We start from the raw sequence: 13,264 nt of genomic DNA, 5'->3' as shown, positions 1-13,264 counted from the left end.
AAGCCTATTCCGCCCGGAGCGCGCTTCTGTCCCTACTGCGGGCACGAAATCAAGCGCTGTCCCAACGGCCACATAGTTCCAGAGGGCGCGAAGTTCTGCCCGGTCTGCGGTGCGAAGATTGAGTGAGAGTTTTTGTTTTGGCTTCCTTCCACATTCTTTCCAGAACGAATTCCCAAGAGAATCATTCCCGCGAGAATATATGTAGGTGCCCCGACTTCGAAGTAAGAAGAAAGAGAACTTAAACCCCGAACTTATCCTCTATGTAGGCTCTTATCAGCTCTTTCGTCGCGAGGAGGCCCTTGACGTGCGTCCTCTCCATTCCGTGGCTCGCGTGAACCCCGGGCCCGATGAGGGCAACGCGGAAGTCCCAGCCAGCTCTTAGGGCCGCTGAACCGTCGGAGCCGTAGTAGGGGAAGACGTCAACGACGTGAGGTATGTCTTTCTTCTCCGCCAGCTCGATGAGTTTTGTCGTCATCTCGTAGTCGTAGGGCCCGCTCGAGTCCTTCGCCGCTATTGAAACGGCCGTTTCTTTGCCGTAAACGCCTTCGCCGACGACCCCCATGTCAACGACGAGAAGCTCCTTTGTCGTCGGTGGGTAACCTGCCGAACCGCCGTGGCCGACCTCCTCATAGGGCGAGAAGAAGAAGGCCACGGGGAGCTTTTCAAGCTCGTCCGCCAGCTCAAGGAGCAGGTCAATCATCACCGCGACGCTCGCCTTGTCGTCTAAAAAGTGGGCCTTGACGAAGCCGTTCACGTACTCGAACTTCGGGTCGAAGGCTATGAAGTCGCCTGGCCTTATGCCGAGCTTCTCGGTGTCCTCCTTCTTCTCAACCAGCTCGTCGAGGCGGATGTACATGTTCTCCTCCTTGCGCTCCTTTTTTCCTGCGTCTTTGTTCACGTGGACACTCGGGTTCTTGAGGAGGAGCGTTCCGCGGTAGCGCTTCCCTGAGCGGGTTATTATCGTGCAGTATTCACCTTCGAAAGTCGGGAGGAGAAGCCCGCCGATTTTCGTGAAGCTCAGATGCCCGTCAGGAAGAATTCCCTTCACCATCGCGCCAAGCGTGTCCACGTGGCCCGCTATGACGAGTTCTGGCTCGGGGTGGTTGTAGGCCAAAAGCGCTCCCTTGTTGGTGTACCTAGTCTTTATCCCTGCCTCGTCCAGTTTCTTCTCGATGTGTGCCAGAACCTCCTTAGTGTATCCAGTTGGAGACGGAATCTCCAGAATCTCCCTCAGAATTTCAACTACACGCTCCATCGAAATCACCGTTGAGAAATCACTCGAAGGGTTAAAAAGGACATCGGCCTGATGGAACTTCAGAATAAGACCTCAAGACGTCGGCGTGAATGCACAAGAAATCTGGTAGCGGGGGGAGGATTTGAACCTCCGACCTCCGGGTTATGAGCCCGGCGGGCACTCCTAGCTGCCCCACCCCGCTGCTCGACCCGTTAGTTAGTGAACCGAAGGAGGTTTATAAATCTTTCGGAGCGGGCTTTATATTCTTCAAGGCCGTTCTCACTTCGGTGGTGTCATGTACCTGACGAAGGAAGAGGAACTGATTTTGGCGGGCGAGTACGGCTACGCCCTCCAGAAGGCAATGGAAATCCTCGTTGCGCTCGGCGACATCTATGGGGCGGAACGGTTGATTCCCATAAAGAGCGCCCAGATTGCTGGTGTTTCCTACAAAAACCTCGGCGAGGCTGGCATTGAGTTCCTGAGGGACTTCGTAAACGCTGGGGCAAAGGTCAGCGTGTACACAACCCTCAACCCGGCGGGAATAGGCGACGACGAGTTCATGGAGAAGCAGAGGGAAGTTTTAGAGCTCTACCGCGCGATGGGGATAGAGGTGACCTCGACCTGTACCCCCTACTACGGGGCAAACCTTCCGAAGTTCGGTGACCACTTGGCCTGGAGCGAGAGCTCAGCGGTTTCCTTCGCAAACTCGATAATAGGTGCCAGAACCAACCGCGAGGGCGGGCCGTCGAGCTTGGCATCAGCCATAGTCGGCAAAACGCCGGAATACGGACTCCACCTCGACGAGAACAGGAAGGCTACCGTGAAGGTGAAGGTAGAAGCTAAAGTCAAAACGTTCGTTGACTACTCCGCTCTCGGCTACCACCTCGGAAAAGCCCTCGGAAACGACGTGCCCTACATAACCGGCCTGAAACCGGAGAGCCTGGACTACCTCAAGGAGCTCGGAGCCTCGATGGCGGCGACGGGCTCGATAGCGCTCTACCACGTCGAAGGCGAAACACCCGAATACAGGAACGCGATTTCCGACGGGATAGAGACAGTAACGGTTGAGGAAACTGACCTGAGAGCCGTCAGGGAGAGCTTCTCCGACGATTGGAGTGAAATAGACATGATTCTCATCGGCTGTCCGCACGCTTCCCTCATGGAAATCAAGGAGATAGCCGAACTCCTGAGAATGCGCGGAAGGCCCCTAAAGATACCGCTCTTCATAACCGCGAGCAGGGCCGTGAAGGCTTTAGCGGATTCGCTTGGCTACACCGAAACGATAGAGCGCTACAACGGACGGATTATAGCGGACTCGTGCTTCGTCGTGTCACCGATTAAGGGATGGTACAACGGCATCGCCACCAACAGCGGGAAGAGTGCCTTCTACTTCCGCTCATTCGGCTTTAGCGTAAGGCTCGACGACGCCGAGAGGCTCATAAAAGAGGCACCGTGAGGTGGTAGAATGAAGCTGAAGGGAAGGAAGGTCGTCGGCGGGAAGGCTGAGGGTGAGCTGATAGTCTCGCAGAAGCCCCTCTCCTTCCTCGGTGGGGTTGATCCCGAGACTGGAATCGTCACCGACGCGGAGAGCGACATAAGGGGCCAGAGCATAGCGGGCAAAATCCTCGCCTTCCCGCGCGGAAAGGGCTCAACCGTCGGCTCCTACGTAATCTACGCCCTCAAGAAGAACGGGAAGGCGCCGAAGGCGATAATAGTCGGCGAGGCTGAGACGATAGTGGCGACGGGGGCGATAATAGCCGGCATTCCAATGGTTCAGGGAATAGACGTGTCCAAGCTGAAGAGCGGGACGAGGGTCAGGGTTGACGCCGATGCGGGTGAAGTTGAGGTCGAGGAAGGCTGAGCCGTTTTCTCATTCTTGAAACCAAAGAATTCAAAGCATCAGCAAAAAGAGCTCCCTCGGCACAAACCACACATCTCCTTTCTTTTTTAATGGTCCCTTGTGAACAACGACACCGCAGGTTAACCCAGTCTTCTTCATGGTCTTGAGGACTTGACGAACGCCCTTCTTCCCCCAGCCAACCTCAACCACGACTCCTTCGCCGTGTCCCTTCAAGATGAAGTCCGCACCGCCCCTCTGGGCATCGTAGTGAAGTCCCAACTTCTTCTCTCTGGCAAGCAGATGGAGATAAAACGCAACCGCGTCCTCAAGGAGCATGCCGAGCGTTTTTGAATCCCTCTCAAAGAGCCCGAACTCGTAAAGCACCGCGCTCCTAAGCATCGGTGCCAGGAACTTGTATTTTGGAGTCTTTCGGGCCACCTTACCCAAAGAGCCGTAGGCCCTCACCGGAAAGATGACTTCGAGGTCTTCAAGCTTCTCAATCATCTTTTCCACAGTCGCCTTGGCGAGCCCCAGAGTCGAGCTCAGGTCATCATAAGCCAAGCTTTCACCGGAAGCAAGGAGGAGTAGCAGGCCGAGGGTCTTTTCCCGTGTCGTCTCGGAAAGACCTTCGCGCATTAAATCAACTTCGACAATCTTCCTCAGTATCTCATAAGCATCCTCAAGCGGGTTTGGCGAAGCGAGGTAAACTGGGAGCGAGCCTTGAATGAGGTAATCCCCAACGTCTTTTTCAGTGAACTTCAGAAGCACTCCCCCAAGCTTCTCTTCAATTCCTGAGAAATCACAGCTGAGGAATGCCCGTTTTAAAGCCGCACTGAGCTCTTCAGGAATTTGGAGGCCTCGCTTGAGAAGCAGGTACTCGGTAAATGTTAAAGGTGGCACCCTGAGCTTTCTGGCCCTCCTCATCAGGTCGGGGTCAAGCTTAAGAGGAAGTGAAGAGGAGCCGGTGACCACAATCATAAGGTTACTCGCGGAGTCGTGAAGGTCTTTCACCGTAATCCCGAAGTTCTCGTCATAGTGAGCTTCATCAATGAAGAGGAAGGTTGGCTGACTCAGCTCTTCAATTCTCTCACCGAGAAGACGCTCGTAAGTACGGACAAAGTCATTCAGGCTTATTCCCAACGGACGAAGCTTGTCGAGGGAGACGTAGACAAGTCTTTCCCTTGGAATCTGAGGGAGAAGCTTGAAGTAGGTTTGAGCGAGCATGGTGGTCTTTCCGACACCGCGAAGACCGTAAAGAACCAGAAGCCTGTTCTCCCGGGTTTTAAGAAACATCTCAACATCCCCTTTAAGCTTCGCGAGGGATTTCCTTTCGGGTCTTCTTTCTCCGGTTGGAGTGAACGCGTACTTCCTAAGCCTTGCCTCGGCCGTGTCAATGGTTCTTCTCACAATGCTTTCCACGAGTCCTTCTTCCAAGGCTCTCACCAAGTGTAGTTCATTATAATAGGATAAAAAGCTATCGTTTTGTATCATTAAAACAGGATATAATGGGACAAGCTGAAACTCTCATGAAGAAATTCCTTGGAGAGTGCATACCTCTAACAGGGGACGTCCCGCAAAGGACTAACTTTTTAACCCTCCCCCCAATTTTAATCCTGGAGGTAAAAGATGCCGAGGGGAATCTACGAGTGCCTTAACTGTGGCTACCGCGAGGAGAGGGATTCCACCGAGCCCCTTCTTGAGCACTCGTGTCCCCGTTGTGGGGGGGACATGATTCTCGTGGGCTACGCGGGGGAGGATGCCGAAAGACCACGTAGCCCATCGCTGGAATCCATCCCCACCCCTGAAATTCACGTGGCCGAGACGCCGGGCCTTCCGCCGGAGGTCGAGGCCAAACTCAGGACGTTTTACAACCTCCGGTTTGCGGGCTTCGACGGGAGGGTTTTCGTTTTCGAGGTTGATGACATCCTTGAGCCGAACTTCGAGAAAGTTCTGAGCGAGATGGAGAGGTTCGGCTACTGGGTCGCGCTGAAAAAGCGCGGTGGCAAAGTCCTCCTGTTCGTGTTTCCCGCGGGAGAGGTCAAGCCAGACAACAAGTGGCTACCCTGGGTTTTCCTGCTCGCGACCATAGCGACGACGTTCTTCGCGGGCTACATGCTTGCCCTCAACTACATCTCAGCCCTCGATTACTATGGGCTTCCAGGGATGAGGGATCCCTACCTTATAGCGCTCTCCTTCTCGGTCAGCGTCATGGCTATACTCGGAACCCACGAACTTGGCCACAAGATAGCCGCTGCCTACCACGGCGTTCGGGCCACGATGCCCTATTTCATCCCGTTCCCGTTTAGCTTGATAGGAACTCTCGGCGCTGTGATAAGGGTTAAGTCCCCTCTACCAACGAGGGATGCGGCGATAGACCTTGGAGTTAGCGGGCCGATAGCTGGCTTCTTGGTGGCCATCCCAGTCACGGCCATAGGTCTGAAGCTCTCGATTGTGGTTCCCCCTAGTATGGTTCCCCAGACGGAAGGAGGGGTTTACTTCGGTACGAACCTGCTCTTCGAGCTCCTCACCAGGGCAGTGCTTGGAATCCCCGAGGACTACGTGATATTCCTTCATCCCATTGCGATGGCCGGCTGGGTCGGACTGCTCGTCACGTTCCTCAACCTGATTCCGGTTGCCCAGCTTGACGGGGGGCACGTGCTGAGGGCGTTCATCAGCGAGAGGGCACACAGGATAGTGACGTATGTTACCGCCTTTGTTCTCATCGGGATGAGCTACCTCTGGAGTGGCTGGTTCATCTGGGGACTGCTCGTTCTCCTCATTGGCTCCGCTGGGAATCCCGGCGCTCTCGACGAGGTATCGCCGATATCCAAGAAGAGAATAACCCTCGCGATACTGGCGGCCATCATATTCATCCTCACCGCAACGCCGAGGCCAATTTGGACTACTTAGATTTGCCCGCCTCTTTGAGTATCTGCTCGATGTCGTAGTAGATGCTGTCCCTGGAGACCCCGAAGACCCTCGCGAGCTCGGAGATGTTGAGAACCTTTGGGTTGTAGTTGAAGGCCTCCAGAACCATCGCTATCAGTTTTCGTCTCTCTTTGAGGGTGTACTCCCCGATGGGCTTCTTCTGCTCGAAAACGTTGTAAACTACTACACCTACTGCGTAGGTTCTCCTCGTTACAGGTGTGGTGTATGTTTTTACTTCAAAATCAACTATCTTGGCGCGGTCTGGGATTATCGCATTGAGCTTCTCGAGTGTTTTGTTGATGGCGTCATCCTTGTTTTTGCCGGAAGAAAAATCCGCCCGAACAACCTTGTGGGCGGTGAGGGATTTATCAAGTGCCAGCACAACGCCAAGGTTCATAAAGGCTCCAAAGCTCAACAATATCTTTGCAGAATTTACAAAGCCTGGAAGGTCATGTAGGATATTTTCTGACTTCTTGTTGATTTCTTCAACGCAATCTTCAATGCTCGATGATTCACAGTGAAAGCTCACCAACATGAATGCACACCTCTTAGAACCCTTGCAATATTGGGTATGCCTCTCCTCAGTATTGGGTAGAAAGATATATAAGCCTTTTTAGTCGAGTCTAGGTTGAAGTAAACCTTTGGAGGTGATTTGCCATGATGAGGAAGGCCCAGGGTGCAATTGAGTACCTCTTCATGATTGCCGCGGCGCTGGTTATAATCCTGATAGTTGTCAGGCAGCTTCAGAACAAGGGAAGTAGCGCCAAGAGCACTGCCAGCCAGGCCGAGCAGTCAATAAGCAGCGAGCTCAACAGCATGCTGAGCTCTGGGTGAGGTAAGAAGTAAATTCAAAATCTTTTTTTATCCCTCCTCTTATTAATTCGTGCTTTAACTGGTATGGGGTTGCTAACAATGAGGCACAGAGCACAGTCATCACTTGAATACATTTTTATGTTTATATTAGCGCTTGTTGTTATATACCTTATTGTTAAGACCTTTATAGATCCAAGAACAGGAACTGTAAAAAAGACCGGGGGGACCATTAATAGGACAATCAACGACACAATCTCAACACTCAACTCGATGATTTCTGAACCCTAACTTCAATCTCGTTATGTGCGAGTACCGTGCCCTTCTCAATCTCAAGTTCTCCCAAGATATCAAAACACTTTGTTGGAGTACATATCCCTACTGAAGATACGTTTCCCTCTGTGATAGGATTCCCGTCTTTAAGCGTGATTCCGTTAAAGGAGATGTTCCATACAATCCCGGGAACGTTGAGTGTTAGTGATGTCTGATTGAAGTATAAAGAACCCGTAGAAAATGCTGTTCCATTTTTAATCGTGACGGAATATTTCCCATGGCCCAGATTTTTAAGCTGGAGGAAATATGAGCCACGAACGTTTGGCGAAATTGAGAACACTTCTGTGGAATTGTAGTATATTTCAATAGTTCCCCTCCGCAATATCAACGCCCATGATGTTCCGGGAGATAGCTCAAACAGCTCTACACACTCCCCATTCGGGGTTGATTCAGCAAATAGCAATGTACCGTTGGCGATAACGTATTCAAGAACAGGGTTGTATACATTGAATAGAACCTTTGCCCTTTTCATTATTTCGAACATCCACGTGTCTATTACAATATAACGGGGGGAAAATGTCTCAATTAGTGCAGTTATGTTTTCTCCACGTAGATATCCAAGGCCGAAGGTGTCAACAAGGTATGGGGCAGACTTTAAATTAAGATAATAGGTGTCCATCGGATTAATTGAGAGGTATGTGCCGTTGAGGTTGTTGGATGAAATATATTCCCCCAGATCATCCCGTATTTCTTTTATATGGGGAGTTGCAGATATCGCAAGTTTTCCTGTGGGGTAGTTTAACACCACACCTCCATTGGCACATAAGAGTATCAAAAATGTGAGACCCAACGCTCCGAGGCGTTTTCTATCTAAGGTACCACTTAATAAAGAATAAAGCTCCAAGAGATACAAGACTATAAAGAGCGAATAAATCATTCTGACGTTTGGGATTATAGGAATTATGATTAAATAAAAAAGAATGTTAAGAAAAAGTAGTGCTTTTATTTCTTTATAGAACGATATAGAGCTCTCAAACTGCCTAATTATTAGGAGAGTTGCTGTAAGTAACATGGCAGGAAGTACGTATATTGCGTTATCTGGTTTATCTGACTGAAGCGTTGTTAGTACCTTGTTCATAAACCAAAAAATCCCAACAAAAGGAAATCCTCTACCGCTCTGCTCCAAATATGTCTGACGAATATAATCGCTGGAGACAAAGAGCCCGAGAGGTACTTCAATTACTGCCTTGAACACAATAACAATTGATGCCATAATGACAGCCGTTTTTATGCTCTTAATGAGGGCCTTTAAAAACGGCGGTATGTGATGGACGTACTTTAATTTGAAGAGATAAAGTGTTAGACCCAGCCAGAAAAACAGGAATAGCACGGAAGAATAAACGTGTCCCAGTTTGGTTATGCTGTGGATTCCAGGGACTATCGCGATTATTCTAACAATTGAAGTTGGAACCAGCACCCCTATTGTGACCACGATTGATGACCATAAAAGGTAGGCCACCAGTACAACTGCTCCCTGTCGGGATGTTAGTATTGTATTGGTAATCCCAAATAAGTATCTTCTCAACTCTCTGGAATTTATGAAGAGCAAGAGAACGTATAGGGCAACTAAGAAGGGTATTATTGTGAACTTGGCCGTACTCCCGATAGAGGCGGCAATTAAAGAGTAGTAAGCATAGTTTGTGCGGGCAGTTTTTAAGTATTTGATTAAACTCCAAAGGGACAACAGCGTAAAGAGTTCTATCATACTGCCATGGAGAACCAAAGTGTTCAGTTTTACTGCCATGGGATCGAGAGCAATGAGGAACGCAAAGGCAACCCCCAGTTTCTCCCCGCCCAGTTCTTTTCCGACGTAATACGCAACAACTATCGAAAGGAGCCCAAGAACAACGGAAAACAACCTTCCAATCACATAGCTGTTTCCAAAAACCCATGTCCACCCCGCAAGAGCGTAGTAATAGAGCGGAGGATGAACAGCAAAGATGTCCCTGTAGGGTAGGAATCCTTCCTGTATCAACCGCGCGAACATCAGATATGTACCTTCATCATAGTCAAGGTATGCGTTTTGAAGCTTAAGCAATGGAAAACGGATTGCAAAGTATGCCCCCCATATTAAGATAAAGACTAAATATTTCAAGTGTTTATTTCTCATCGTTCCTCTCCTGTTTACATTTCTGTACGATCCCCTGGGTTGAACTTATAATACATTCCTTAAATTTCTTAGTGTCATCTCCTGTCTGATTATAGCATTTTATAATCATATCATTAATGTTTAAAACAAAATAATTCTTGTTCGCAGTTAAGGTTGAGTTCATTAGCGCTTCAACTGTAAAGTGATAATCTGGTAGAGATTCAGCCAGTAAAACAATAGAGTTATTTGGCAAGTAATAGACATTAAATAGCGTTCTTAAACAGTATGTTTCACGTCTATTGGCAAGATGAGGGAATATCAGATTCTGGGTCGTTACAGGGCAGTCCGAGTTGGAGAGAATTCCCGTTATATTGTCCGCAATCCAGAAGTAGGGGCCCCATTTGTTATATACTTTAACGAGACTATACATAGGTATCCCTCTAACATATGGACTTTTTAGCACATGGAACGCCGGGGAGAACAAAAGCATTGAGATTAAAGAGACAGCAACAAAGGTTTTCATGGTTAATGGGATAACTTTAGTTTTTTTAGAATGATATTCAATTTTTAGACTTATCTGTATCATGGGCAGTATGTAAACCAGTAATATGAACAAAAAGGGTGCGAGCATATAAGGATAGTGATAACCTACCGTCACCATGTTTGCGGTCTTTGAGGGCAGTATAAGTTCAAGCCACAAGGGAACGGAGGCTAAAAAATACTCCCAATTGAACATTGGGATAAATGATACGCTGAAGAGGGATATTGAGAAAAATGCAATAATGTAGTCTATGTGAATGTTAGAAATCGAGAACGAGTATCTCTGAACTCTCGAAGCAGTAAGATACGGATAAATTCCCCCATTGTAGTGGGGAATTACTACAAACAGGCTGATTAGGGTCCAGAGAATTCCCAGAGAAATTAGGATAATTTCCCACTTTAACGTGTGGATGTTTTTCAGAAACCATTTGGGATTCAAGACATTGGAGACTCCATATCGTTTTATCATAAAGAAGAGACCCAAACTTATTAAGACTAGGCCCGAGTCCTCCTTGGCTGTTAACACGAGTAGAGAAACGAGGATGAAAATAAGATAATTTCTCTTCTCGTAATAGTAGGGGATTAGAAAGATTAGTGGGACAACGAGGCTAACTGGATGGAAGTCAAACCTGTTTATGCCGTGTATCAGCGGGTTGGCGAGGTACATGAGAGACACGTAGAATGCTTTTTTTTCACCAATCAACATCTTTGCAAATCTGAACAGTGTTAAGGCCCCGAATCCTAAGGCAATTGTTTGGAGAATTAGGAGTGTCTCAGCGTGAGGAAACATTTTGTATATGGGCACCAGTAGAATTAGTATTGGACTATTATGAACCCCAAAGTGAGAGTATGTACCGAGATCCTCCCACTCGGGAGTGTTGAAGAAAAAGCCCTCACCGTGAGCAGTTGTCCATAGAGATTGTAGGAATATTCCCAAATCATATGCTCCAGTAAAGTACAAATAGTGTCTTAATATAGAATAAACGCTAAAGAGTACAATATAAACAATTATTGAAAGTCTAAGATACTGTCGATATTCTTTTACAGTAACCATCTAAAATCACCGTTGGGTTACTATTAAGTCACCCAATACCAAACTTAACTAACTTTTTATGTTTTTTGAAACTAAAAATACTCGCCATAAAGATTTTATGCTCATAAAACATTATAATATGGTGGTGATGCTGATGCCCTTCCTATCCTTCGGCTCCAAAAAGAAGAAAGTTAAGGGGATGCTTGAATCGGGACAGTTCGAGCTCCTCGTTCAGGACGCCATTAAGGACAAAAAGGTCATGAGCGCGATAGTTGAACTGCTCGACGACGAAAACCCCGGAATAGTGGGCGATGCTCTCTTAGCCCTGACCCAGGTATTGGAAACCGATAGAAGTGTTCTCTCAAAGTACCTCGATGAGAGCAGCTTTAAGAAACTGATGTCCCTAATCCACAACAGGAATCCTTATATTAAGGAAAACGCCATGGTGCTCGCTTACGATATCATCAAAACCTATCCCGAACTGGCTCGAAAGTACCGCTCCTGGATAGTTAAGGAGATAAGACGGGGTCTCCGCGAGGGCAAAAGGGACGAGAAGGGCTTTCTGCTTGTCGTCATAGGAGAACTCGGGCTCAGCGAGCTCAAACCCCTTGTGGAGGAACTCACCGGCGTGGAAGACAAGGTAGTTCTCCCCTTCGAGGGCAAAAAGTGGGTTCCCCTTGGACAGATAGCCATGGAGACCTTAGAAAAACTCTGAGGTATTACCATGCCGGATTTTATCCTCCTTCTGGTTCTCCTTTCCTTCTCGCAATCGTTGGGTGGGCAATCCTAGCCTTTACCATAGCGATTCTCAAGTGGCTTGCGGTGAACGCGATTACCGGCCTCATCATAATCGGCGTCTTGAACTTCTTTGGGGTCACGCACGTCCCAATAAACTGGGTGACACTGCTAATCCTTGCCGTGGGAGGAGTCGTCGGCGCGTTTATACTCATCATAATACTCTCCCTCTTCTAGGCCAACTTTTATAAGTGGCCCCTTTTTAACCGGGAACGGGAAGAGAAAGGGGTGATGCTCATGTCTCACAAGTCAGCGGAAATGTACGAGCTCAAAAAGAAGGTTGAAGAACTCAAGAGCTATCGAGGTCGAGCGACCGAACTCGTCAGCCTTTACATTCCAGCGGGCTACGACATCAACAAGGTCATGCAGCAGTTGCGAGAGGAGTACGGAACAGCCCAGAACATCAAGAGCAAGTCCACCCGAAAGAACGTTTTGGGAGCGCTTGAAAGGGCGATGCAGCACCTCAAGCTCTACCGCAAGACCCCGGAGAATGGCCTCGCTTTGTTCGTCGGCAACGTCAGCGAGCAGGAAGGAGTGAGCGACATAAGGCTCTGGGCCATAGTCCCGCCTGAACCGCTCAAGGTCCGCCTTTATCGATGTGACCAGACCTTCGTCACCGAACCGCTCGAGGAGATGCTCCGCGTTAAAGATGCGTACGGCCTCATAACAGTCGAGAAGAACGAGGCGACCATTGGACTCCTCAGGGGCAAGAGGATTGAGGTCATAGACGAGCTCACCTCGAACGTCCCGGGAAAGACGAGGGCCGGTGGTCAGTCGGCGAGGCGTTACGAGAGGATTCGCGAGCAGGAAACTCACGAGTTCATGAAGCGCATCGGCGAGCACGCCAACAAGGCCTTTCTCCCGCTCCTTGAGAAGGGTGAGCTGAGGGGAATCATCATCGGCGGCCCCGGGCCGACCAAGGAGGAGTTCGTTGAAGGCGATTACCTCCACCACGAGCTGAGGAAGAAAGTCATCGGCGTCGTCGACATAAGCTACCACGGCGAGTACGGGCTAAGGGAGCTCGTTGAGAAGGCCAGCGACATACTCAGGGACCACGAGGCAGTAAAGGAGAGGAAGCTCATCCAGGACTTCTTCAAGCACCTCGTCAAGGACACGGGGATGATAACCTACGGTGAGAAAGAAGTCAGGCAAGCGCTTGAGCTCGGCGCCGTGGACACGCTCCTCATCAGCGAGGGCTACGACAAGGTCCGCGTCAGGGCAAAGTGCAACAACTGTGGCTGGAGCGAGGAGAAGACGATGAGCGAGCAGGAGTTCCACGTCTACAAGAAGAAGCTGACCCACTGTCCCAAGTGTGGAAGTCAGAACATAACCTTCGAGAAGTGGGACGTCGCGGAGGAGCTCATCAAGATGGCGGAAGAGGCGGGCTCGAACGTTGAAATCATCTCCCTCGACACTGAAGAAGGCCAGCAGTTCTACAAGGCCTTTGGCGGGCTTGGAGCGTTCCTGAGGTACAAGATTCACTGAGCTATTTGTATTCTCTTTTCTTAAGCCCACAGTGTAGAACCGCACAGAATCCGCTTAAGCTCGTCCGTGTCAATCCGGCTCCTTCTGAAGTTTTCCCTTATACTCCCAAATGATGCGCTGAAATTATTATAATTTGCACGCATCGTTTCGGAACCTTTAAGTACCGGTGCCGATACT

Annotated in this window: 13 protein-coding genes and 1 tRNA gene; 8 read left to right on the top strand and 6 right to left on the bottom strand. The window is 49.3% G+C overall.

Annotated features, from left to right (window positions below; all coding sequences use genetic code 11):
- Nucleotides 1-126: zinc-ribbon domain-containing protein (locus MVO87_RS00580; protein WP_297551827.1), on the top strand; the 126-nt coding region annotated here is incomplete at its 5' end.
- A 112-nt stretch (nucleotides 127-238) separates the two neighbouring features.
- Here MVO87_RS00580 and MVO87_RS00575 read toward each other — a convergent pair.
- Complete coding sequence (locus tag MVO87_RS00575) at nucleotides 239-1,255, bottom strand: M42 family metallopeptidase (protein WP_297551826.1); 1,017 nt, start codon at nucleotides 1,253-1,255, stop codon at nucleotides 239-241.
- Nucleotides 1,256-1,358: 103 nt separating this feature from the next.
- A tRNA-Met gene (locus MVO87_RS00570) sits at nucleotides 1,359-1,436 on the bottom strand.
- 93 nt (nucleotides 1,437-1,529) lie between these two features.
- On the opposite strand from MVO87_RS00570, the gene MVO87_RS00565 reads away from it, so the two are divergent.
- Both MVO87_RS00565 and MVO87_RS00560 read left to right on the top strand, forming a co-directional pair.
- Nucleotides 1,530-2,690, top strand: a complete 1,161-nt coding sequence (locus MVO87_RS00565; protein ID WP_297516486.1) for an aconitase X catalytic domain-containing protein — start codon at nucleotides 1,530-1,532, stop codon at nucleotides 2,688-2,690.
- A 9-nt stretch (nucleotides 2,691-2,699) separates the two neighbouring features.
- The gene (locus MVO87_RS00560) at nucleotides 2,700-3,095 is read left to right on the top strand and encodes a DUF126 domain-containing protein (protein ID WP_297516484.1); all 396 of its coding nucleotides are present in this window, start codon (nucleotides 2,700-2,702) and stop codon (nucleotides 3,093-3,095) included.
- A 30-nt stretch (nucleotides 3,096-3,125) separates the two neighbouring features.
- On the opposite strand, the gene MVO87_RS00555 is transcribed toward MVO87_RS00560, so the two are convergent.
- Complete coding sequence (locus tag MVO87_RS00555) at nucleotides 3,126-4,517, bottom strand: ATP-binding protein (RefSeq protein ID WP_297516482.1); 1,392 nt, start codon at nucleotides 4,515-4,517, stop codon at nucleotides 3,126-3,128.
- A 183-nt stretch (nucleotides 4,518-4,700) separates the two neighbouring features.
- Here MVO87_RS00555 and MVO87_RS00550 point away from each other — a divergent pair, with 183 nt between their 5' ends.
- Nucleotides 4,701-5,984, top strand: a complete 1,284-nt coding sequence (locus MVO87_RS00550; protein WP_297551821.1) for a site-2 protease family protein — start codon at nucleotides 4,701-4,703, stop codon at nucleotides 5,982-5,984.
- Here MVO87_RS00550 and MVO87_RS00545 read toward each other — a convergent pair.
- Complete coding sequence (locus MVO87_RS00545; RefSeq protein WP_297514609.1) at nucleotides 5,977-6,537, bottom strand: hypothetical protein; 561 nt, start codon at nucleotides 6,535-6,537, stop codon at nucleotides 5,977-5,979. The two genes, MVO87_RS00550 and MVO87_RS00545, sit on opposite strands and share 8 nt — an antisense overlap.
- 122 nt (nucleotides 6,538-6,659) lie before the next feature.
- Between MVO87_RS00545 and MVO87_RS00540 the strand changes: the two genes are divergently transcribed.
- Complete coding sequence (locus MVO87_RS00540; RefSeq protein WP_297514612.1) at nucleotides 6,660-6,836, top strand: class III signal peptide-containing protein; 177 nt, start codon at nucleotides 6,660-6,662, stop codon at nucleotides 6,834-6,836.
- Between the two features lie 241 nt (nucleotides 6,837-7,077).
- Here MVO87_RS00540 and MVO87_RS00535 read toward each other — a convergent pair whose 3' ends face one another.
- Nucleotides 7,078-9,255: an ArnT family glycosyltransferase gene (locus tag MVO87_RS00535; protein WP_297514615.1), complete on the bottom strand. Its 2,178-nt coding sequence runs from the start codon at nucleotides 9,253-9,255 to the stop codon at nucleotides 7,078-7,080.
- On the bottom strand, nucleotides 9,245-10,828 hold the full coding sequence (locus MVO87_RS00530) for a DUF2079 domain-containing protein (protein ID WP_297514618.1): 1,584 nt from the start codon (nucleotides 10,826-10,828) through the stop codon (nucleotides 9,245-9,247). Before MVO87_RS00530 ends, MVO87_RS00535 begins: the two co-directional genes overlap by 11 nt.
- 127 nt (nucleotides 10,829-10,955) lie before the next feature.
- On the opposite strand from MVO87_RS00530, the gene MVO87_RS00525 reads away from it, so the two are divergent.
- The 3 genes from MVO87_RS00525 to prf1 are packed head-to-tail and all read left to right on the top strand — an operon-like array spanning nucleotide 10,956 to nucleotide 13,087.
- Nucleotides 10,956-11,522 (top strand): hypothetical protein, encoded by a 567-nt coding sequence (locus MVO87_RS00525; protein WP_297514624.1) that lies wholly within the window; start codon nucleotides 10,956-10,958, stop codon nucleotides 11,520-11,522.
- A complete protein-coding gene (locus MVO87_RS00520) occupies nucleotides 11,474-11,779 on the top strand; it encodes a pro-sigmaK processing inhibitor BofA family protein (protein ID WP_297514621.1) in 306 nt (101 codons plus the stop codon). The genes MVO87_RS00525 and MVO87_RS00520 overlap by 49 nt, the downstream gene beginning before the upstream one ends.
- A 60-nt stretch (nucleotides 11,780-11,839) precedes the next feature.
- Entirely contained in the window at nucleotides 11,840-13,087 is a 1,248-nt protein-coding gene (gene prf1 / locus MVO87_RS00515) for a peptide chain release factor aRF-1 (RefSeq protein WP_297514627.1), read from the top strand.
- Nucleotides 13,088-13,264: the final 177 nt, after the last annotated feature.

This window comes from Thermococcus sp. (assembly GCF_027063845.1).
Classification (GTDB): domain Archaea; phylum Methanobacteriota_B; class Thermococci; order Thermococcales; family Thermococcaceae; genus Thermococcus.
This window is presented reverse-complemented; position numbering and strand designations above follow the sequence as displayed.

Bases quoted from the DNA above. Each gene is read 5' to 3' on its own strand.
- MVO87_RS00575 (WP_297551826.1), bottom strand. From the start codon at position 1,255: ATGGAGCGTGTAGTTGAAATTCTGAGGGAGATTCTGGAGATTCCGTCT.
- MVO87_RS00565 (WP_297516486.1), top strand. From the start codon at position 1,530: ATGTACCTGACGAAGGAAGAGGAACTGATTTTGGCGGGCGAGTACGGC.
- MVO87_RS00560 (WP_297516484.1), top strand. From the start codon at position 2,700: ATGAAGCTGAAGGGAAGGAAGGTCGTCGGCGGGAAGGCTGAGGGTGAG.
- MVO87_RS00550 (WP_297551821.1), top strand. From the start codon at position 4,701: ATGCCGAGGGGAATCTACGAGTGCCTTAACTGTGGCTACCGCGAGGAG.
- MVO87_RS00545 (WP_297514609.1), bottom strand. From the start codon at position 6,537: ATGTTGGTGAGCTTTCACTGTGAATCATCGAGCATTGAAGATTGCGTT.
- MVO87_RS00540 (WP_297514612.1), top strand. From the start codon at position 6,660: ATGATGAGGAAGGCCCAGGGTGCAATTGAGTACCTCTTCATGATTGCC.
- MVO87_RS00535 (WP_297514615.1), bottom strand. From the start codon at position 9,255: ATGAGAAATAAACACTTGAAATATTTAGTCTTTATCTTAATATGGGGG.
- MVO87_RS00530 (WP_297514618.1), bottom strand. From the start codon at position 10,828: ATGGTTACTGTAAAAGAATATCGACAGTATCTTAGACTTTCAATAATT.
- MVO87_RS00525 (WP_297514624.1), top strand. From the start codon at position 10,956: ATGCTGATGCCCTTCCTATCCTTCGGCTCCAAAAAGAAGAAAGTTAAG.
- prf1 (WP_297514627.1), top strand. From the start codon at position 11,840: ATGTCTCACAAGTCAGCGGAAATGTACGAGCTCAAAAAGAAGGTTGAA.